The organism is Streptomyces sp. NPDC054786, assembly GCF_053611685.1.
Map to the genome: position 1 here is coordinate 19,384 of NZ_JBSHAW010000008.1, position 21,905 is coordinate 41,288.

The window sequence follows — 21,905 nt, forward strand, 5'->3', positions numbered from 1 at the left end:
GGGACGGGAAGCCGGACCGGCCAGGTTCGGGCGGAGCCGCCGGCCGCTGACCACCACCCACCATCAGCCGGCCCCTCCCCCGCCGGCCATCCGTAGAATCAACTCACTGTGTCCGAGAATCCCGCCACCCCCGAAACCGACGCCCCGGAAGCGAACGCCCTGGAAGCCGACGCTCCGGCCGCCGCCCCCCAGGCATCCCCCACCCGGGAACCCGCCCCCCGAGAAGCCGACGCGCGCGAAGCCGACCCGCAGGAGGCCCGCAGCCTTGGCGCCACCGCCGTCTCGGCCGCCACTCCGCGCCGCGGTGAGCCCATGTTCCCCGACGGGACCGGCCCCGCGGCCGACCCCGCGGGTTCGCATCACGAGCGGCGGATCCGTTCCTTCCAGCCGCGCCGCAGCCGTGTCTCGCCCACCCAGGCGGATGCGCTGCGCCGTCTGTGGCCCACGTGGGGGCTGGACATCGACGGGCTCTCCCGCATCGATCTCGACGCGTTCTTCGACGGGCTGCCCGTCGTCCTGGAGATCGGCTTCGGCATGGGCGAGGCCACGGCGCAGATGGCCGCCGCGGACCCGGACACCGGCATCCTCGGCTGCGACGTCCACACCCCGGGGCAGGGCAATCTTTTCGCTCTCGCGGAGCGGAACGGCCTGTCCAACATCCGGGTTGCCAACGGCGACGCGATCATCCTGCTGCGCGAAATGCTGGCCCCTGGCTCCCTCGCCGGCCTGCGCGTCTACTTCCCCGACCCCTGGCCGAAGAAGCGCCACCACAAGCGCCGCCTCGTCCAGCCGGAGTTCATCGCGCTGGCGACCACCCGGCTCGCGCCCGGTGCCCTCGTCCACTGTGCGACCGACTGGGAACCGTATGCCGAGCAGATGCTCGAGGTCCTCTCCGCCGAGCCGACGCTGGAGAACCTCTACCCCGGCTATGCGCCGCGCCCGGACTTCCGCCCGCTCACCAAGTTCGAGGGCCAGGGCCTGGACAAGGGGCATGTCGTCCACGACCTCCTCTTCCGCCGCCGCGACGCGTAGGGCGCACGCCGCTCGTTAGGGTCGATGGGTGTACCCGTTCCAGCCGCCCCCGCACCCGCCGTCCGCACCTGCCCCTCCCCCGTACACACCCCACCCGCACGCGGACGCGGCCGCTCGCCGCCGGCGGGCGGCCCCCTGGCACAGCACCACCCTCCGCGCCCTCGCCCTGATCTCGATGCTCGCGCTCTCCGGCGTGATCATCATCGGCATGGTCCGCCAGGAGACCGGCACCGAGGGCTTCCTGGTCGGCCTCGGCCTGGCCGTCTTCCCGGTGCCGCTCCTCCTGGCGGCGTTCTGCTGGCTCGACCGCGTCGAGCCCGAGCCCTGGCGCAACCTCGCGTTCGCCTTCACCTGGGGTGCCTGCGCCGCCGCCCTGGTCGCGCTCCTCGCCAACGGCTTCGCGACCGACTGGCTGGCCGCCAACATCGCCTCGACGTCGCCCTCCGAGGCCGAGGCCTGGGGCGCCACGGTCATCGCCCCCGTCGTCGAGGAGGTGGTCAAGGCCGCCGCCGTGCTCTTCCTTTACCGCTTCCGGCGCGGCAACTTCGACGGCATCACGGACGGCATCGTCATCGCCGGCATCACGGCCACCGGCTTCGCCTTCACCGAGAACGTCCTCCACCTGGGCAACGCCTTCGGCGAGGACCAGTCGATGGGCCACTCCGGCCTGAACTCCCTCACCGCCGGCACCTTCTTCCTCCGCATCGTCGTCTCCCCCTTCGCCCACCCGCTCTTCACGATCCTCACGGGTCTCGCGTTCGGCATTGCCGCCACCCGCTACCCCCGCCGCCGCACCGCCCGCATCGCGCTCACCCTCCTCGGCCTGCTCACCGCCGTCCTCCTGCACGCCATCTGGAATGGCGCCTCCACCCTCGGCGACCCCGGCTTCCTCACCGTCTACGGCCTCTTCATGGTCCCCGTCCTCCTCGCCCTCACCTGGCTCGCCGTCTGGGCCCGCAACCAAGAACTGCTCTCCCTGCGCGGCTACCTCGCCCCCTACATCACCGCCGGCTGGCTCACCCCCACCGAACCCGCCGCCCTCTCCTCCCTCAAAACCCGCGCCCTGGCCCGCGACATCGCCCACGACACCCACGGCCCGGCGGCCGCCCGCGCCGTCACCGAATACGCCACCACCGCCACGGCCCTGTCATTCCATCGGCGGCGGGCTCATCTCTTGGGACCTTCGCCCAACTTCTTGAACCGGGAGCAGCACTTGCTGCAGCATTTGCGGCATTACCAACAGTGGGGGCGGGAGGCATTGGTGGATGCGTGGGTGGCCAAAGAGCAGAAGTTTGCCCCTGCCTCACCGTCCGACCCTCCCAATGGCCCCGGTTAGTCCGACAGCCCCTGAACTGCAAGATGGGTACAGCACGTTCAGTGGTGGCCGGGAGTGAGGAGCCCAGGACCAGGGGAAACCGCGGAGGGCCTTGGCCATCGACGTCATGAGAAGAGGGACCCACCGCCTTGGCCGCTGTCCGCTACACATCCTTGGAAGTCTGCGCAGGAGCCGGGGGGCTCGCCATGGGGCTGGAGACCGCCGGCTTCGCCCCGGTCGCATTGATCGAACGGAACCAGCACGCCTGCGCCACTCTTCGGGCCAACCGGCTCGGGTGGCGAGTGCTGGAGATGGATCTGCGGGACTTCGTGGCGCAGGAGCATCCATACGCGCAGGACGTGGACCTGATCGCGGCGGGGCTTCCGCGGGTGAAATCGCCCGCAGCGGTCAAGCGCACCGAGGACCGTTACGAGCGCGAGCTGTTCGAGGCGACCGTGTGGCTGGTGGCCGAGGTGCGACCGCGTGCCGTGCTGATCGAGAACGTGCCGGCGCTGGTCGACAGCGAAGCCTTTGTCGACATAAGGGAGTTCGCCCGCCTGGAGCTGGAGCATCTCGGATACGACCTTCACTGGCACATCCTCAATGCCGGCGGCTTCGGGCTCGCCCAAGATCGTAAGCTCGGTCTGATGGTTGCGCTGCAGTCGGAGGCATCCGAGCGATTCCGCTGGCCGGAGCCCCCCACCGCTCCCACCCCGACAGTGGGCGCAGCGTTGTGGAAATCCATGGCTGGACGCGGGTGGCGTCAGGCCGCAGCCTGGGCCGCGCAGGCGGATCGGCCCGCCCCGGCCATCGTGGGCGGCTCCGAGCGTCGGGGTGGTGCCGATCTCGGGCCGACCGGGACCAAGAAGGCTTGGGCACGCATGAGCATCAACGGCGGCAGCATCGGAGACGATGTCCCCGGGGCCGACTACCGCTGGCATCCGGACGGGGACGTCAAGCTGATGCCGAAGCTCACGGTTGAGCAGGTCGCGATCCTCCAGGGCTTTCCGCCCCAGTGGCGGATGCTGGGCGGCAAGACCGCCCGCTACCGACAGTTGGGGCATGCATCGCCGCCTCCCGTCGCACGGGCCCTGGGGGAACAGATTGCCGCCGCCTTGGAGCCGAACGCCGAGCCGGCCTCATGAATGGTCACCGGCCGATCTTGACGAGTCGCTCTGTCCGGCTGGAACGCCTCCCACGGCTCCCGATAGAATGGCCTGGGCCATCCCGCCTGATCACCTCTCCAACCCGACAGCCGGGAGACCACGTGCACGACGCCGAGATTGTGGACTTGTTCGCCGGGCCGGGCGGGTTGGACGTGGCTGCGCGCAAATTGTCGCTCTCTGCGGTCGGCATCGAGTGGGACGAGGACGCGTGTGCAACTCGCACCGCTGCCCAACTGCCCACTGAGGCAGGTGATGTGCGTGACTTCGGGCCCGCGCACTTCCCGAAGGCCACCGTCCTCGCCGGTGGGCCACCGTGCCAGACATACACCGTGGCCGGCGCCGGCGCCGGACGCCGAGCCTTGGACAATGTGCGTGCTCTCGCCAAGCGCATGGCCATTCGCGACAAGTCCGTCGCTGCGGACCTGACCGACCTGGCCAACCTGAACGACCCGCGCACGGGCCTGGTACTCGAGCCCTTGCGGTGGGCCCTCGACGCAATCGACGCGGGCAACCCTTACGAAGCGATCGTGCTGGAGCAGGTGCGCGCGGCGCTGCCGGTATGGCAGGCGGTGGGCGAAGTACTCGAGGGCGAGGGTTACTCGGTGGCCTGTGGCGTGCTGCGTACGGAGGAATTCGGCGTGCCGCAAACTCGGCGTCGCGCCATCTTGATCGCCCGTCGCAACGGCAAGGCTGCCCTGCCCGAGCCGACTCACCGCCATTTTCAAAAGGGCAAGTCCCGCAGCGAGGGGGCCCCGGATCTACTGCCGTGGGTGACTATGGGAGATGCGCTCGATCGGCCGGAGCCGTTCGTCGTGATCTCCAACTACGGCACCGGCGGAAACCCCAAGGCCCGCGGCCGACGTACATCCGACGAGCCGGCTGCCACCGTCACCGGAAAAATCTTCCGTAACCGCGTGGTGACGCCGACCGATGTCGAACTTGGCCGCTTCACTCCTGCCGAGGCAGGGCAGCTGCAAACCTTTCCGGCCGACCATAAATGGACCGGCCGCGATATTGGGCAGCAGATCGGTAACGCAATTCCGCCGCGGCTCGCCATTCACGTTCTCGCCGCCGCGCTGGACATCGGTGGCGAAACTCTCACCAAGGCCTTGGACTCGCTGACCAAGATTTCCGCCACCGCCCGCGCCGATCGCGAGCCCCAAGAATCCCTCGTCACTGTGGGGGCAGCCACCACGGCCAAGGCGCTCACGACGCGATAGCCCGATCGCGGGCATCAATCACCGTGCGGCGCTTCCGCCGTACCCATGTGCTCCTTGCCGCGTACCGGTGCTTCGGCAAAGAGCTTCTCGAACTGCTTCGTCATGACGTCTACCGCCCCACGCGGGACATCTCCGTCGTTGGGGCCGTCCGGGAGTGCGTCCCGGGGCACGGGCGGCGCCAAGTCGCACTCGTCGATCCAGTGACGGAGGGCTTCGGTGTCGGCCCCCTCGTCGGGGGCCAGCACGTCGTACATCAGCGTGCTGGCAGCAGTGTTGATGGCAGTGGCGAGGGCGTTGACCTCACGGCCCGTCCGGACGGACTTCTCCTCGAGGAGTCGTGTCACAGCTCGGGCGCTGGGGCGGTGGTCGATCACGTCCAATCGCAGCACGGTATTGAGGATGTCCTGGTTGCGGCAGGCCGTGACAGCGGGCCGATAGTCCTCACCGTCACGGAAGAGTTCGGCAGCCCACCACAGGCGGGCGAAGGCGTGCTTGTAGTGCGGACCACAGAATCGGTCCGCCGTTACTGCCGGCCCCTTCGTCCCGTCACCCTTCGAGAGGTGTCGCCAGACCACGTAGTCGGGGGCGACCACCATGGCGACGAAGTTCCAGAGAGCAGAGTCCGCCGCCTCCGCGCGTGTGAGGCGCAGCGTGGAGTGCAACCTGGGCGCAAGCCAGGCATCCGCGTGGGTACGGCCCGACTCGGTGTGCAGCCGCATGGTGTCGTCGACGAGCTCTCGAAGGGGTCTGACATTCCAGCGGGAGCCGGATTTCCCCAAAGACTCGGAAGCGCGCACAAGAGCCACCAGCGGCGGGACCTCCTGCCCCATGAGAACGCCCCGGGTCAGATTCTTCGCCGCCACGGCATCGCGCAGCCGCCCGAGCTGCTCCGGGAGATCTTCGATGTCTCGGCTCATGGCTGGTTCCCCTCACCGGAGCGGTCGAGTACTCGGATCGCCGACCCGAGGTTCTTGGCGACGCGGGAGCGGCGGGAGGCCGCGTACTGGATACGCGGCTGAATTTCGCTCCAGCCAGTGCTCTCCGAGCGCCGGGAATGGATCTCCAACAGGGCATCGGCGGAAGACAGTTCGGGCAGCACGTCGGGAAGCATGCTGCGCAGCACCCAGTCGCGCCAGCCGGCGGGCCATTGTGGGGTACCGTCGTCTCCGACCTCGAGATCGCTCACGGCCGAGTGGAACATCGCGGTCCAGGCATCGGTGGCGATCTGTGCCGCGAGCATGCCTCGTACCGCCTTTTCCATCGGGGTGACACCCGAGTTGAGCAGCGCCGCGATCCCCTCGAACCCCGTGTTGAGGTGCACTGTGGGCATGTCGCCGGAGGTCTCGACGAGCCACGGGGCGTCCTTGAAGGTGCGTAGCCACTCCTGTCCGCCGTCCCGGAAGTCGATCTCGTTGATGTTGAGTTGGCGCTGCCGCTCCGGCCTGCGGGCCTCCAGGTCGAGGACCCAGTTGTCGTGGGAGCTTCCGATGACTCGCCCTTCGACGCCGTCGACCGTGGCGACGACACTCGCCGAGAGTTCGGGCCGGCTACGGTAGCTGCCACGGGCCAGAGTGATACTGCCGGTCCAGGTGCCGTCGGGCGCACGACGAAGTCGGCTGGTTGTACGGGAGTTGGTCGCACCTTCTGCGAGGACGGCCACACATGTCACATCGCCCCATCTGCCGGAGACCAGTTCGGCGTCCGGGAGCTCGGCCCGTAGCTCGAAGCGTGCCTCCGTCCACTCGTCGCGCTCAACCTGATGGACGGCGACGACACGGTCCTGCTGGGAGATCATCTCCAGAGGAAGATTCCGGCCGTCCAACTTCGCCGCCGCGACCTTGAGGGTGATCGCGCCGGCAAGTGTGGCGTACGGCATCAAAGCCTTCATGTGGCCGCACCCCTCGCCTTCTGAAGGTCGATGATCAGTCGCGCCATCGTGGCCACCACCGGGTGGCTGCCAACGTCGGTGACACCGCTGAAGGAGGCGGCGCGCACTCCGGGATCGAAGCGGAGGTGGCCGTTCTCCACCTGGCAGTTTTCCTCGGCGATGAGCTCCGCCCACCGTACGGCTGGTTTGCTGCCGGAGCGGACATCGAATTTCGCCACTGGTGCCATCAACCACGAGTCCTCACGTACTGGAAGCTTGACCTCGACCCGGACCCGCCAGGCACCGGAAGGCTCCAGCCCTCCATCGACGTTGCGCACGGTCGGGTGTCCGTCGATACGACGTCCGCCGCCCACCCCTCCGCCTTCGTCGAGCCGAAGGAGCTCGCAGAGTACGGCCGGCCCGCCCTCCGTCTTCTCCTCGCGATGGGCGACCAGTTGGCGGACCGCGACATTCATCTCACGGCGGAAGTCCCTGATCCGGGTGAGCGCGCCGCGGGCATAGGTGGCCGCCAGTTCCTCCGTCCTGCTCCAGTCGTCGTGCTCGGGCGGCTCGGCCGCTCGCAGGAATCCCTCGGCGGCATCGACGTCGTCGGACTCCTTTCCGGTGGCCCTACCGGCCAGCAGCACAGCCTGGAACGGGTTGGTGCCCATCGGCAGGTCGGGGACGCGCCGCGCGCTGACCGTCATGCGGTTGCCGCGCACGCACTCCAGCTGGTTGGGCTGCGCGTCCGCGTCGTCGGCGGGAGTCACGAGTACTACGGCGTGATGCTCCACTGCCGCGCCCGTACCGCCGCGCAACGGAGGTACGGTCAGGGACACATGGGCCATTGCCACTTGATCGAGGCCGGTGAGCCGATCGACGGTGGCCCCGTCCAAGTAGGCCTTGAGCGCCCGCGAGCGCGCAGGTTCGTGCACATGCGGATCGACACGCTCTTCCTTGATCAACACCTGGCCGTTGCGGAGTGTGGTGACCGACGCCTCCACCAGCGGAGCAGCGGCGCCATGGGTCATGGCCGCCCAGAAGTTCTCCGCAAGCGAGCGGACGAGCTTCTCGTGCATCTCTTGGACGGTCCCGGCATCACCGGCCGCATCATGGGCACCGACGACAAGGAACGACGTGCCGGGGTCGGAACCGGCACGCGTCAGGTGCAGCCGGTCCACTGTCGCGTCGTCCGCCCACCAGGAGCGGGTGACCCCCTTGTCCCCGTACTCTGGATCCGCATCCTCCTCGCCCAACCAGGCCGGGCCGGCGTACGCCTCACCGTTCACCTCGCGCCAGGGCAGGTCCAGTCGGCCGATCACGCGGCGCTCGGTGCGCCCTTCATGGTGCTCCGAAAGCGTGCTGTTGATCAGTACGAGTCCGAGGCGGCTCGTCGCCCAAAGAGTGGCCTTACCCAGGCCGTACGAACCCCCCGCGCTTCCACTGCTCTTATGGCTGTCGAGCTGCCGTCGGACGACGGCAGCGAACCGCCCGTCGTCGTATTCGGGTCCGGTGAGTCCGGAAGCGTTGTAGTCGTCGACGCGCAGCAACAGCAGGGTGTCCGTCTCGCGGAGCCGGCGAAGGCCCTCCGCAATGACCCGGCCGACCTTCTGCTTCTGGGCCGCTGCCGCTTCATAGTGCGGCAGCAGCTCGTCCCACTGCAGAGCCTGCAGGAACTGTTGCCGGTGCTCGCCGCTCAACTCGTGCAACACGTACCGGACGCGCACCGGCATCGTCTCGTCGTCGCGCTCGTCGAGGCTGTTCTGGGTGGCCTCCCGGGCCAGGACGGAGACGTCCGCGTCGAAAGCGAAGGCTGCGGCGTTGCCGTACTCCCTGCCGCCATCGGAATGTGCACGCCGGTGGTACCAGGTGACCGGTCGAACAGCGGGCGCGTCAGTGGTCCGGAGATGAACGGTCGCCTCGTCCGTCCCAAGGATCTCCGCTATGGCGCGCTTCTTGTCCTCACGTGGCTCGGCCCGGCCGGTGATCCATGCCGAGACGCCGGCACGAGTGATGCCGAGGGCCGCGGCAAGCTCGGCCTGCGTCATTTTCTGGCGCTTCAACTGACGTGCCAGCCATACGCCGAAGCTCTCGCCGCGCTCGTTGTCCATGTCCATCGCCCCTCCCTCACCGACAACAACGAGGGTACATCGCCTATTTGACAAACAACCAGGGGGACAATTCCGTTGCCATACCCTTGAGCTCCTCTCCTATGAAGCGCGCGGGTTCATGCGACGCGCAGGGCGGGCCGATCCCCATGAGTCATCAATTTCCTTGTGCAGGACGCTTGTTCACCTGTAGCGTCCCGGGACCGCAATCGGCAATTTGTTCGACACGCAAGCCGGTTCAGGGGTGAAGTGTGTCCACACCCATGGATGCGCCCCGGCAGCCCACCTCTTCGCCTTCTGTCTCTGATGGCGAATCACGGCCCGCACGGCCGAGGTCTTCGATTCCGGGCGCGTTGTCAGTGCCACGCCCTAACGTTCTCTCCGGGGGACGCTCGATTCACTCGTTGCCCTGCTCCGCCAGTCCTGCCAGACCAGCCCCAGGGAGCCCTTCACATCATGAACAGCCCTATTTCCGATGCCACTGACGTCATCGGAACGGTCCTCGATCAGTCCCGCCGTATCCTGGACGTGTATCGGGCCGACCCCGGCCACGTGCAGGAGCATGCGAACAACGAACGTCGCATCACCCAGGGCGGGTACGGCGAGCGCCAGATCTACGAGCTGGTGCAGAACGGCGCCGACGAGAGCCAGGACCGACCCGGGCGCGGTCGCATCCACGTCCTTCTCACCGATACGCACCTGTACTGCGCCAACACCGGTGCCCCCGTGACATCCGGCGGCGCGGACACCATCCTGCGCATGGCCGTGTCCCGAAAGCGTGGTGGGCAGATCGGGCGCTTCGGCGTCGGTGTGAAGTCCGTGTTGAGCGTCTCGGACACACCGCGCTTCTACAGCACTTCGGGCTGCTTCGGCTTCGACAAGGACTGGTCCGCGCGACGCATCCGCGAGGTCGTGCCCGGCCTCTCCGCACTCGAGGAGACGCCGGTCCTGCGCATGGCCCAGCCCTTGGACCTTGCCCATGACCGCGCCCAGGACCCAGTGCTCCACGAGCTGATGGCATGGGCGAGCACCACGGTCGTGCTTCCTCTGCACCATGGCGCGGCCCACCGCCTGGGGCGGGACCTGCGGAATTTCCCGCCCCACTTCATGTTGTTCTCCTCCCACATGGAATCGGTCGTGCTCGAGGATCGCCGCGATCGCCACCAACTGCACCGGGCCCTGTGGCAGACGACACAGGACACCGAGAAGCCCTCTGCCGAGGAGACCGATGCCAAGCTCACCCACACGAGGCACCTCGTCGTCGAGGAGAGCAACGGCAGACCGGTGCGCAACGAGCGATGGGATGTCTTCCATGTCGACCACTCGCCGTCCGACGAAGCCCGGAAGACGGCGGGCGAGCTTCACGAGCGTTTGCTGATCCGGCTTTCCTGGGCGGTTCCCGGTGAGAGCGTCGACGCCCGCAAGAAGCGGGGGAGCTTCTGGGCCTTCTTCCCCACGCACTACGACACCACGCTCACCGGAATCCTCAACGCGCCGTGGAAGACCCCCGAAGACCGGCAGAACCTCACGAAGAGCGATTTCAACACCGAACTCTTGGCAGAAGCAGCGGAGTTGGTCATCTCCTCGTTGCCCCGCCTGTTGAAAACGAGCGACCCCGGCTCGTACCTGACCCTGCTCACGGCCCGTGGCCGCGAGGCCTCCCAATGGGGTGACGAGATGCTCAGCAAGAAGGTGCTGGAAGCCGCCGCCCGTCTGCCCTCGCTCCCTGACCAGCGCGGCACCCTGCGCAAGCCCGAGGCCCTCCGGCTCCATCCGGAGGACCTCCAGGAGAAGTGGCTGGAGCTGTGGGCTCAACACCCGGGCCGTCCGGTCGGCTGGTGCCACCGTTCCGTGGAGAGCCGAGAACGGCGTTCCCGGGCCCGCGACATCATGGAGCTGGCCAGCGTGCGCCCGGCCTCGGTGACCGAGTGGCTCGAGGCTCTGGTGGCGGACCGTACGCCCGCTGCATCCGCCCTGGCACTGCGCATCGTCGCCGACATGGAGTCGGCCCACTTCGACCGGGCCGCCCCGGCGGCCGCCGCTCGTGTCCTGCTCACGGAGCAGGGCGACCTCATCGCCCCCGCACGCGGGCGCGGGCGGGTCTACCGTCGGAGCCCCGTCGGCGGCAGCGGGCTGCAGGACGACATGACGTACGTACACCCTGACGTCGTCGCTGACGACAATGCCCGCCACGCGCTGGAGGCGCTCGGCATACCGGAGGCGGACGCCGAAGGGCGCTTCAAGGCCATCCTGGACCTCGGTTTCGATCGCTACGGCCCCAAGGAGTGGGAGGACTTCTGGGCGCTACTGCGTCAGGCCGGCACCGGGCGGGCCGCTGTGGCGATCCGAGCGAAGATCCAGGCCCCCTCGCTCGCAATCATGGTCCGCACCGCCGACGGCACGTTCCGGCCCCTCCGCGATGCCTTCCTCGCCGGTCCGGTGGTACCGGCGGACGGCAGCCGGGATGCCGAACTGCTCGTCGATCCCGACTTCCACAGCCCGGACATCACCGTGCTACGCGAGCTCGGCGCCACTGACCGCCCCGTGGTCGGCTGCGACCCGCGCGCAGACGAGTGGTTCCAGGAATACCTCGACAAGGTCCACAAGCTTTACTACAAGAGCCTGCCGAGCAGTGCTCGTCGCCCCAGCCCCAAGACCCTGCTGGTGAGTGGCGCCAACCCCGCCGGACCACTCCATCTGCTGCCCCGGCTGTCCCAGGAAGGCCGCGCCGCATTCGTCAAGCACCTGCCCCAGCACGGTCTGGTACAGAACTGGACGCTGCAGGTCGGCTCCAACCGCAACCCCCCGCAGCAGGTGCACTCCCCGATCATGTGGATGCTGTGGCAGAAGGGCGTTGTACCCACCTCGCTCGGCGACCGAAGGCCGAGCGCCTGCCTCTCCCCCGCAGCCGACGTGAATCCGCAGCTGCTGCCGGTAGCTTCGATCGACGCGGACACGGCCCGCGTGCTCCGCCTCACGTCGGACCTGGGCTCCGTGCCCGAGGCGCTGTGGGAGGAACTCTTCCAGCGCATTCACGACAGTGCGGACGCCGAATTCGTCGGCAGCGCCTATGCACTGCTGACCAGCCGCGACGTCGAGGACATTCCATGGCCGGAAGACACTCTCACTCGCTGCCAGGTGGGCGGGGAGTGGACGACGCGGACCGACGAGGAGATCGCGGTCACCGCCGATCAGGAGCAGTACCGCATTCTCGTGCGGGAGAGCGTACCCGCGCTGTTGGTTCCTACGGCCGAGGACGCGGAGCGGATGATCGCGGACTGGCCGTTGAAAGCCCCGTCCGAGCTACTCCAGGAAGAACTGGACAGCGTAGTGCTGGGAGATCCAGTACAGCTGACCGACCTCTATCCCCGGCTACGCCAACGTCTGCCCCGCGGAACGGTGTGGCAGCTGTCTCACTGTTCCCACCTCGCCAGGGTCGTCCGCACTCCTGAGGGAAAACGCGAGGAACCGCTCACCGAGGCACGTGACGCCGAAACCGTGCTGCTGTGCGGGCCGGACGACGAACTCGAAGTGCTGTGCGCTGTCGACCGGATGCTGGGGCTCAGACTGGGGGAGCCCGGCTGCCGCGCCATGCTGGCCCAGCAGCAGAAGGATAGGGAGAACGAGCATTTCCTGAAGGTCCGCCAGGAGCCTGATGCCGCCCGCAAGCTGCTTCTCGCGCTCGGTGGTGAACGACTTCGGGAGGAGTTGCCGCCCGGTCTTCTGTTGGCCGACGAGGAGTTGAACGGACAGGCTCCGGATGAACTGCGCATCGCGCAGCTGGTGATCGCCACCCACGGCGAAGAGGTGCTGCGCCAACTTTCCCTTGCGCTGACCAAGGCCGGTTTCGACGCTCCGCAGCGCTGGACGGGTGGGCATGCGGCGCGTTCGTTCGTGAAGACGTACGGATTCCCGGCCGAGTGGGCAGGTGATCAGGAGGCGAGCCAGGCCCCGCCGCCGTTCGAGACTGTTCAGGGACCGCGCAAGCCCCGCCCTCTGCACCAGTATCAGATGCGCCTGGTCGCCAACATGTACCAGCACTTGGTGCAGAGCGACGAGAAACGATCGATGCTGCAGATCCCGACCGGGGCGGGCAAGACCCGCATCGCCGTCGAGGCAACCGTCCAAGCCATCGCCGACGGTGTCCTGAAAGGCCCGATCCTGTGGATCGCGCAGAGCACGGAGCTGTGCGAGCAGGCCATCGAAACCTGGAAGTTCGTCTGGTCCCAAGCGGGGCCCGAGCAGAATCTTCGTATCAGCCGTATGTGGGGCGGCGTCGCCGCGGAACCGGCCACGGCCGGCCCTCAGGTCGTGGTGGCCATCGACGACACCCTTTCCCGCCACTTGGACACCGAGCCGTACGCTTGGCTACGCGAAGCCGCTCTGGTCATCGTCGACGAAGCACACTTCGCCATCCCGAAGACGTACACCAAGATCTTGGACGCCCTCGGCATCGACCAGCACCGCACTTCGCGCCATCTCGTGGGGCTGACCGCCACTGCGTTCAGGGGCAGCAGCGAGGACGAGACGCGACGACTGGCGGCCCGGTTCGGTCGCAAGCGTCTGGACCGCGACGTCTTCGACGGCGACGACCCCTATCCACACTTGCAGGAGCTCGGCGTGCTCTCCCAGGTGGAGCAGCGCGAGCTCGCCGGCGGTAGTTACTCCCTCAGCCCCGATCAGATCGCACAGGTCATGAGCAGCAACAGCATGACGCTGCCCGCCGCTGTGACTGCACGCATGGCGCGGGACGTGGGCCGCACGAAACGCATCGTCGAGGAGATCGAGCGACTGCCACAGCACTGGCCCGTGCTGGTCTTCGGCACCTCGGTCGAGCATGCCCAGGTCCTGGCCGCGCTGCTCAACGAGAGTGGGATCACTGCTGCTTCAGTCGATGCCACGACGCCCACGGGGGTGCGTAACCGTCGCATCGAGTCGTTCCGCAACGGGAAGATCCAGGTGCTGACCAACTACAACGTGCTCACCCAGGGCTTCGACGCCCCTGCGGTACGCGCGGTGGTCGTGGCACGGCCGACCTACAGCCCGAACACATACGTGCAGATGATCGGCCGGGGTCTGCGGGGCCCACTCAACGGCGGCAAGGACAGCTGCTTGATCCTCAACGTTCGCGACAACATCGAGAACTTTGGCCGTGACCTCGCCTACACCGAGTTCGAGCACCTGTGGGAGGGGAACGGATGAGCACCGGCCCTTACGAGGGGTCCCCGCCGCTCACCGACGAACAACTCGCTGTCGTAGGCCTGCCCGCCGACGCGCCGCTACTGCTCACCGCCGGGGCAGGTGCGGGGAAGACGCACACCCTGGTGCGTCGTGTCGAGGCCTTGGTTTCCGACGAAGGCCTGACGACAGGGGACATCCTCGTCCTGACCTTCTCCCGCGCCGCCGTCCGCGAGCTCCGGGCGCGGCTGTCGCTGTACGGCGGCCGCGCCCGCCATGTGCGGGTGACGACCTTCGATTCCTGGGCCCTGGAGATCCTCATCGAGGTCGCGGCGGATGTCGATTGGCGCTCACGTCCGTTCGATGAGCGGATCCGTGAGGCCACGAAGGTGATCGCCGACGAACAGACCGCCCCCGATTGGCTGGACGAACTCCGCCATATCGTGATCGACGAGGTGCAGGACCTTGTCGGCGACCGACGCGAGTTGGTGGAAGTGCTGCTGGAGGCGTACGACTGCGGCTTCACCATCGTCGGTGACCCGGCGCAGGCGATCTACGGCTTCCAGGTCGCCGACCCAGGGGAGCGGGATATCGAGACGAACCGCTTCTTCGACTGGCTGCGCAACTTCTTCGTCGACGACCTGATCGAGCTTTCCCTCAGCCGCAACTTCCGCGCCCGTACGGACGAGGCCCGCGCCGCCCTCCGTTTCGAAGGGACAATGCGAGGATGCGTAACCTTCGCCGAGGCCGATCGGATCCACGACGAGCTGCGGACGGAGCTCGCGGCTCGGCTGGACTTCGGTGACATCACTGTTCCGTTCATCCGGGAATCGCTCCTCGACACCGAGATCACCACGGCCGTCCTCTGCCGTACGAACGGTGAGGCACTCCTGATTTCCGAGTGGTTGCACGGCCTCGACATCCCGCATCAGTTGCGCCGCGCCGCACAGGACCGGGTCGCCCCGGCCTGGCTGCACGACCTCGCGCACGCCGACCGGGGAGCGCTGACCCTTACCCGACAGCGTTTCGACGATCTTCATCCGTCACTGCACGGTGTCACCGATAAGTGGGACCGCGAACGCATGTGGCGCATCCTGCTCATCTGCGCCCGGGACCGTGCAGGGCAGTCCATCGACCTCCCGCGGCTGCGCGACGCGCTGTCCGTCGGCAGGCTGCCCGACGAGTTGACGGCCCAGCCCCCGCATCCGCTGGTGATCTCCACCTTCCACCGGGCCAAGGGGCTGGAGTTCGACCGTGTCCTGGTGGTCGACCCAGGTCGGATCGACGCCACAGATGTTGCCCTCGGCGTCGATGCGGCCGACCGGGTGCGCGCGTTGTATGTGGCCATGACCCGATCTCGCGAGGAGATCTACCGGCTCGACCTGCCCAGGCAGGCCCGCCCCGATCACAACGGGCTCTGGCTGATCCGCAAGGACAAGCAGACCGGCCGATGGGCACGCTTCGGCTTCCAGCACTGGAAACGCTCGGGCATGGAGATCCTCGGCGGTGACATCCACGTAGGCCATCCAGCGGCGGGTTGTGAAGGCGAGGACGATGCCGTCACGCTCCAGAAATACCTCCGTTCCCAGGTGGCCCCCGGTGACCCGGTCGAGCTTGTGCGGGTCGATGAACTGCCCGCGGACCATGACGGTCGGATAAGTCCTGGCTATGTCCTTCGACATGAGCAGCGGGAGATAGGCGTCGCCTCGGAGGCGTTCCGACTTGACCTGTACCGACACCTGCAGCAGTCGCGCACGTTCATGCCCCGGAACTGGCCCCGGCGCCTCACAGGTATCCGCATCGATGTGATCGAGACCGTCGCCGGGGAGCGCGCAGCCGGCCGGCAGGTCGACCCCGGGTTGTGGCTTGCCCCCCGCCCGACCGGTCTCGGGCACTTCGAGTACGACCCCACGGACAAGGACTGACGACCATGCCTGATCACAAGGAGCACTACCGCTTCCGTACCGAGCTGGTGGACCGGCTCAAGGCCGACCTGCTGGGCCCGACCGGTATGGCCTCGGACTCCACCGAAGAGTTGGACGACTGGCCCGTCACCACCTACGCCACGGGCGTCCTGTTCCCGCGCGCCGAGGACGAGCTCGCCCGCGAGGAGGCGGACGAGAGCGACTACGACGAAGCCGACTCGACGCTCACTGTCGACGAGGTTCCGGACACGGGCATCACCCTGGCGAACGTGCCGCGCCCGTCGGCGATGGGCATCACCTTCGCCGTGGACCCGTCACGCAGTCGCACCATCCGGATCAGCCCCACCGCTGCGGTGTACGACCCGGTGGACGGCCGAGGCCGGCCGACCGTGCCGCAGCGGGCCGAGCGCCGCACCACTCGGACACAAGACCTCCGTTGGCGTCGCCGCCGTCTTGAGCTCTGCGCCCCGACCATCGACGTCACTCGCCCCGGTCACGACCCGATCAAGTTGGCAGACGGCCTGGAGCTCCGCATACGAGTGCGTCGGCCGAGCGAAACTCGGGGCACAGTGGCCGTGACCGCCACGCTGGTGAACACACACCGCGTGGGGACGCGTGACATCAAGGACACCCACTGCTTCTTTCAGTTCGGTCTGCGGATCGATGTACCCGACGGAGCACCTGCCCTGGTGGAACGCCCGGCGGCGGGCGGCGTCGACGCCGAGGTCCGGCTGAATCGACTGCTTCACCGACATGCCCCCGCCTTCGCCACCGGCCACGGCTGCGCCGCCGACTGGACCTGGACTCCGCCCACCCCCGGTTACGCTGCTGCGCCCGAACCTGCCGGAGTTGCCTCCGTCTGGACCGAGTCCGTTCCGACTCACGAGGTGCTGCTCACGGACTCCAATCCAGACATCGACGTACGTCATCTGGGAATGCAGACCCTGGCCGATGCCACTGCGGACGAGGTCATCGCCTCGCTCCGAGAACTGGTCCACGCCTATGGACAGTGGATCATCGCACGCGAAGGCGACATCGAGGGCTTGCGCGGGGGTCCGTACGGGGACACCGAGTACCTACAACTGGCCGAGGAGCAGCTGCGCCACTGCCACGAGGCCCGGCAGCGCATGGCAGCAGGCATCGTGCTGTTGGCAGGTGACGAACCGGCCGGCAAGCGGGCAATGAATGCCTTTCGGAAGGCGAACGAAGTCATGGCGCTGCAGCTCGGCCGCAGCCTGTGGATCAAGAACGGTCGAAGGGGACACCCGCGGCCGCAGGGGACCTGGCGCCCGTTCCAAATCGGCTTTCTGCTCCTTTGCCTGAACGGCATCGTGGATCCCGAGCACAAGGACCGCGGCACCGTCGATCTGCTGTGGTTCCCGACCGGTGGCGGCAAGACCGAGGCATATCTCGGCCTGATCGCCTTCACGGTGTTCCACCGTCGACTGCGCCAGCACGAGAACGGGGACGGCGAGTCCGGAGCCGGCGTCACTGTGCTCATGCGCTACACCCTCCGGTTGCTCACACTGCAGCAGTTCGAGCGCGCAGCCCGGTTGATGTGTGCCATGGACCGGATCCGCGCCGAGGATCCCGACCGCCTGGGGCACGAGCCGATCTCCATCGGCATGTGGGTGGGTAAGGCAGCCACCCCCAACACACTCGAGGAGGCCAAGACCGCCCTCCGCAAATTGCAGAAGGGCGCAACCCTCCAAGAGCAGAACCCGGTCCAGCTCAGCGCTTGCCCATGGTGCGGCACCGCCCTCCAGGTGGATAACTACACGGTCGATATGGACCGCGGGCACATGGCGATCAGCTGCCCCGATGGCGAGTGCGCCTATCGGGAGGGCCTGCCGGTGCACGTGGTGGATTCAGAGCTGTACCGGATACGCCCCACCCTGGTCATCGCCACTGCCGACAAGTTTGCCCGGGTGGCCTGGCGGGACGATGTGGCCGCCCTGTTCAACCGCAGCACGGGTCCCCGTGGCACTCCGCCGCCCGAGCTGATCGTCCAGGACGAATTGCACCTCATCTCGGGCCCTCTGGGCACGCTCGCCGGCCTGTACGAGGCAGCGATCGACCTGGCAGCGGACAAACCCAAGATCATCGCCTCGACGGCCACCATCCGCCGCGCCCAACAGCAGGGCACAGCCCTCTTCAACCGGAATGTCGCGCAGTTCCCCCCAGCCGGTCTGGACGCCCGTGACTCCTGGTTCGCAGTGCAGGCATCGGCCGAGCGGAAGGCCTCGCGCCGCTACGTCGGCCTACTGGCACCCGGCGTCTCCCAGGCCAGTTTGTTGATCCGCGCGTACGCTTCATTGCTGCACAACGGCCAGCAGGTCGAGGGCGACGAAGCGGTGCGCGACGCCTACTGGACCGTGATCGGGTACTTCAACAGCCTCCGTCTGCTCGCCGCCGCCGAACTGCAAGTGCACGCCGATGTGAACGAGCGACTGAAGACCCACGCCGAATGGGACGACTGTGGGTCGGCCCGGCAGGTCGTCCCAGGAGAGCTGACGAGCCGGGTGCCGTCCAGCGAGATCCGGGGCCGCCTGGATGCACTTGAGCGAACCTTCGCGTCCGGATCGGCACAGGACGTCGTGCTCGCCACCAACATGATCTCCGTCGGGGTCGACGTCGACCGTCTCGGACTGATGGCCGTGATGGGCCAGCCGCAGACCACCGCCGAGTACATCCAGGCGACCAGTCGTGTCGGCCGAAAGTACCCCGGCCTCGTCATCACCCTCTTCAACGCCGCCCGTTCGCGCGACGTGTCCCACTACGAGAATTTCGTCGCCTACCACTCGGCCCTCTACAAGCAGGTCGAGTCGACCAGTGTCACTCCGTACTCCGCCCGCGCCCGCGACCGTGCCCTGCACGCGGTCTTCGTCGGCCTGGCCCGGCTGATGTTGCCCCTAGCCCGGTCCAACTCCGCCGCCGCGCGTGTGGCTGGCTTCGTGGAGGACCTACACGAACTGCGTCGACAGCTGGTGGACCGAGTACACAAGATCGCGGCGGACGAGGCGGACGCCACCGACGCCCAGCTCCGGGACTACATCGCCCACTGGCTCCGACTCGCCGGGGAGAACGACAGGCTCGTCTACGAAGCGCCGTACACCTTCAGCCCGAATCCGGACCGCGACCCCGACACCGCATTGCTCCGTACCCACTCCGACCTCGACCTCGAGCACGCCCACGACACACTGTGGAGCCTCCGTGACGTCGATGCCGAGTCCGATCTCTACCTGGAGAGCTGAAATGGCACGTCGATCGCCGTCCGGCACCCCTGGCACCGCAGCGCATCGAGAGAACAAACGAAGGACTCCGCTGGGTTCGGTCCGACGCGCCCAGCAGATCACCACGTACGGCGTCGGCTCGCTGATCGCCATCGGCGACCAGTCGTACATCGTCAGCGGCCTGGACACCTGGGGGACCCGGGACGACGACGCGATATATGAGCCTCGCCTGCAACAGCGTCTCGGTGTCAAAGGCTTCCGCCTGCCCCCTGCCGCCCAGGCACCCACGGGTAACGGCGTAAAAGTACGCCGCTTCCCGGAAACTTACGCCTGCCCCGACTGCCATGCGCTGAAGCCTTTCCGGGATTTCGGCAACCGGCGCACCGACAACACCTGCGGTGACTGCAACGTACCGCTCACCCCCTCCCGCTTCGTCGTCGCCTGCCCGCACGGCCACCTGGACGAGTTCCCCTACTGGCGCTGGCTGCACTCCCGCCGTAGCGAAGAGCGCAGGTCACGCAATCAGTGCGACCCAGGCAAAGCCGACCTGAAGCTGCGCAGCGAGGGGCGTACGGCCAGTCTGCGCGGCATCGTGATCGAATGCGGATGCGGTGAGAGCGGTTCGTTGGAGGGCGCGTTCAGCCGGGATTCCATGGCTGCACTGGGCATCGCCTGTCGAGGAGGACGCCCATGGCTCGGCCGGGAAGCCCGCGAGGACAACTGCAGCAGCTCCCTGCGGGTTCTGCAGCGTGGCGCCTCCGCCGCCTGGTTCCCAACGGTGGCATCCGCTTTGTCCATCCCACCCTGGCACAACAAACTGATCCAGCTCGTGGAGCGGAAACAGCGCCATCTGGTCGGCAAAAGCGACGACCGGATCGGCGAATTCGCCCGGGACGAGGGGTGGCTCGACAAGGGCCGTTACACCACAGAGGAGGTCGTCAAGGCCGTACGGACGATGGAGGACGTGACACAGGAGGGCTCGGAGGATCCCGAGGAGATCACTGGGTTCGAGGCATCCTCTGCTCTCCGTCAGGAGGAATACCGACAGCTGTGCACCGTCACGGAGGAGCTGCCGGAGAACGAGCACTTCGTCTGCGTCGAGCCGGAAGCAGAAGGATCGACGAACGCGAAAATACCGGGCGTCGACCGCACCATGCTCGTCAAGCGTCTGCGTGAGGTTCGGGCCCTGCAGAGCTTCACCCGGATCGAACCGCTCCTACCGACAGAGGCCGATCGACAGCGCGCGGTCAGGCTCGCCCGGGGCGAGGAGATCGACTGGCTGCCGGCCATCGAAGTCATCGGCGAAGGTGTCTTCCTCAGCCTCGACCCGGAGAAGTTGGGTGCCTGGGAAGCCCTCTCGGGCACGGACACCCCCGCCGCCCGCGCGGAGGCCCTGCGCCGCAACCACGAACGCCGGTTGCGCCAACGTGCCGAGGACGGGGCGCCGGTCCACTCCCCCGTGACCACCCGCTTCGTCCTCCTCCACACCCTCGCCCACGCCCTGATCAACGAATGGAGTCTGGACTGTGGATATCCCGCGTCCTCTCTGCGGGAGCGCCTCTACGTCGACGACGACATGGCGGGTGTCCTCCTCTACACCGCCACCAGCGACTCGGCGGGAAGCCTCGGCGGCATCGTCGCCCAAGGCGAACCGAACCGCCTGGCGGAGTCCCTACGGTCGGCCCTCGTTCGGATCTCTTGGTGCTCCGCGGACCCCCTGTGCATGGAGTCCGACAGCAGCGGCGTGCATGGCCTCAATCGCGCGGCCTGCCACGCCTGCATACTCCTCCCCGAAACCAGTTGCGAGATGAACAACACCTTTCTCGACCGTGCGCTCCTCGTGGGCACACCCGATGAGAAGGTGACCGGCTTCTTCTGCTGATCGGTGATGAGCCATTCTTGGCTCATGGCACGCCCACCCGTCTCCCCGTCGTCCCCCGGCGTCTCCGCGCGCATGAGACGGCAGGGCAGGCTCGACACGAAGCCGGAGCTCGCCGTACGACGACTGCTGCACGCCTCCGGCCTGCGCTACCGGCTGCAGCGCCGCGTGCCGGGGATGGCCCGTCGCACCATCGACATCGCCTTCCCCGGCCTGCACATCGCCGTGTTCCTCGACGGTTGCTTCTGGCACGGCTGCCCCGAGCACGCAACCAGCCCCAAGGCCAATGCCCAGTGGTGGCGCACGAAGCTCGAGGGCAACATGGCCCGCGACGCCGAAACCACCAGTCATCTCGAATCGGCAGGATGGACGGTACTGCGCTTCTGGGAGCACGAGACCCCGGAGAGCGTGGCCGAGCAGGTGACCCAAGCAGTGCAAGCAGCCAAGAGCCACGCACAAGGGGGTCGCCACCGACATCCCCCTACGCAAGCCCTTGGCCGAGAAGGAGAGCGCCGCTCCTAGCTGCACGGCGACACCGCTTCCGTAGCTCCGGGGAGCCGGGTTATCGCAAGCAGCCGCAGTGCCGAACGTAGGGTTCTAAGGAAATTGCCCGATGAAGCGGAGTTTATGGTGATGGCTGAAGTTCCCACCGCAGTAGTTGCAGCAACCGGCCTCGTCGGCGGCTACGCCGTAGCCCGCTGGACCAAGAAGCGGCCGCTTGGTGGGGTGGCGCTCGCCGCGGGCGGAGTGGTGGCGGCCAGGGGATGGCAGCAGAAGGCGGGGAATGCGACGGCGGCGGTGCTGGGTGGGGCGTACGTGGCCGCCTTTGCCGGGTCGCATCCGTTGGCCAAGAAGATCGGGGCCTGGCCTGCGGTGTGCGCGGTGGCGGGTGGGGTTGCCGTGACGTCGTGGGTGGTGGTTGACCGCCGTCAGGTGTGACGGCACGGGTATGACGGACCGCGCCACCCGGGTGTGACGGCAC

General features: G+C 67.6%; 13 protein-coding genes. 10 read left to right on the plus strand and 3 right to left on the minus strand.

The features are described from left to right. The first annotated feature begins 108 nt into the window (after positions 1 to 108). The 4 genes from trmB (at position 109) to ACWGI6_RS09095 (ending at position 4,733) form a co-directional block, all read left to right on the plus strand. Positions 109 to 1,032, plus strand: a complete 924-nt coding sequence (gene trmB / locus ACWGI6_RS09080; RefSeq protein WP_453266880.1) for a tRNA (guanosine(46)-N7)-methyltransferase TrmB — start codon at positions 109 to 111, stop codon at positions 1,030 to 1,032. Positions 1,033 to 1,060: 28 nt separating this feature from the next. Next, on the plus strand, positions 1,061 to 2,368 hold the full coding sequence (locus tag ACWGI6_RS09085; protein ID WP_453266881.1) for a PrsW family intramembrane metalloprotease: 1,308 nt from the start codon (positions 1,061 to 1,063) through the stop codon (positions 2,366 to 2,368). 185 nt (positions 2,369 to 2,553) lie between these two features. Beyond that, positions 2,554 to 3,492 carry a DNA cytosine methyltransferase gene (locus ACWGI6_RS09090; RefSeq protein ID WP_453266882.1) on the plus strand — a complete coding sequence of 313 codons (939 nt, stop codon included), beginning with the start codon at positions 2,554 to 2,556 and terminating at the stop codon, positions 3,490 to 3,492. A gap of 122 nt (positions 3,493 to 3,614) precedes the next feature. Next, positions 3,615 to 4,733, plus strand: coding sequence for a DNA cytosine methyltransferase (locus ACWGI6_RS09095; RefSeq protein ID WP_453266883.1), 1,119 nt, complete (start codon positions 3,615 to 3,617; stop codon positions 4,731 to 4,733). Positions 4,734 to 4,747: 14 nt separating this feature from the next. Here ACWGI6_RS09095 and ACWGI6_RS09100 read toward each other — a convergent pair whose 3' ends face one another. Genes ACWGI6_RS09100 through ACWGI6_RS09110 form a run of 3 tightly spaced genes read right to left on the minus strand, consistent with a single transcriptional unit; the run spans position 4,748 to position 8,717 of the window. Then, positions 4,748 to 5,650 (minus strand): DUF6339 family protein, encoded by a 903-nt coding sequence (locus ACWGI6_RS09100; protein ID WP_453266884.1) that lies wholly within the window; start codon positions 5,648 to 5,650, stop codon positions 4,748 to 4,750. Then, a complete protein-coding gene (locus ACWGI6_RS09105; RefSeq protein ID WP_453266885.1) occupies positions 5,647 to 6,621 on the minus strand; it encodes a hypothetical protein in 975 nt (324 codons plus the stop codon). Before ACWGI6_RS09105 ends, ACWGI6_RS09100 begins: the two co-directional genes overlap by 4 nt. Then, complete coding sequence (locus tag ACWGI6_RS09110; RefSeq protein ID WP_453266886.1) at positions 6,618 to 8,717, minus strand: helix-turn-helix domain-containing protein; 2,100 nt, start codon at positions 8,715 to 8,717, stop codon at positions 6,618 to 6,620. The genes ACWGI6_RS09105 and ACWGI6_RS09110 overlap by 4 nt, the downstream gene beginning before the upstream one ends. Before the next feature lie 297 nt (positions 8,718 to 9,014). Here ACWGI6_RS09110 and ACWGI6_RS09115 point away from each other — a divergent pair, with 297 nt between their 5' ends. The 6 genes from ACWGI6_RS09115 to ACWGI6_RS09140 all read left to right on the plus strand — a co-directional run bounded on the left by ACWGI6_RS09115 (position 9,015) and on the right by ACWGI6_RS09140 (position 21,862). Then, on the plus strand, positions 9,015 to 13,910 hold the full coding sequence (locus ACWGI6_RS09115; protein ID WP_453266887.1) for a DEAD/DEAH box helicase: 4,896 nt from the start codon (positions 9,015 to 9,017) through the stop codon (positions 13,908 to 13,910). Next, on the plus strand, positions 13,907 to 15,811 hold the full coding sequence (locus tag ACWGI6_RS09120) for a UvrD-helicase domain-containing protein (RefSeq protein ID WP_453266888.1): 1,905 nt from the start codon (positions 13,907 to 13,909) through the stop codon (positions 15,809 to 15,811). Before ACWGI6_RS09115 ends, ACWGI6_RS09120 begins: the two co-directional genes overlap by 4 nt. 5 nt (positions 15,812 to 15,816) lie before the next feature. Further along, the gene (locus tag ACWGI6_RS09125) at positions 15,817 to 19,065 is read left to right on the plus strand and encodes a helicase-related protein (RefSeq protein WP_453266889.1); all 3,249 of its coding nucleotides are present in this window, start codon (positions 15,817 to 15,819) and stop codon (positions 19,063 to 19,065) included. A gap of 1 nt (position 19,066) precedes the next feature. Then, positions 19,067 to 20,926 carry a DrmB family protein gene (gene drmB, locus ACWGI6_RS09130; protein WP_453266890.1) on the plus strand — a complete coding sequence of 620 codons (1,860 nt, stop codon included), beginning with the start codon at positions 19,067 to 19,069 and terminating at the stop codon, positions 20,924 to 20,926. Between the two features lie 24 nt (positions 20,927 to 20,950). Next, the gene (locus ACWGI6_RS09135; RefSeq protein WP_453266891.1) at positions 20,951 to 21,445 is read left to right on the plus strand and encodes a very short patch repair endonuclease; all 495 of its coding nucleotides are present in this window, start codon (positions 20,951 to 20,953) and stop codon (positions 21,443 to 21,445) included. A gap of 111 nt (positions 21,446 to 21,556) precedes the next feature. Further along, positions 21,557 to 21,862 (plus strand): hypothetical protein, encoded by a 306-nt coding sequence (locus ACWGI6_RS09140; protein ID WP_453267002.1) that lies wholly within the window; start codon positions 21,557 to 21,559, stop codon positions 21,860 to 21,862. Positions 21,863 to 21,905: the final 43 nt, after the last annotated feature.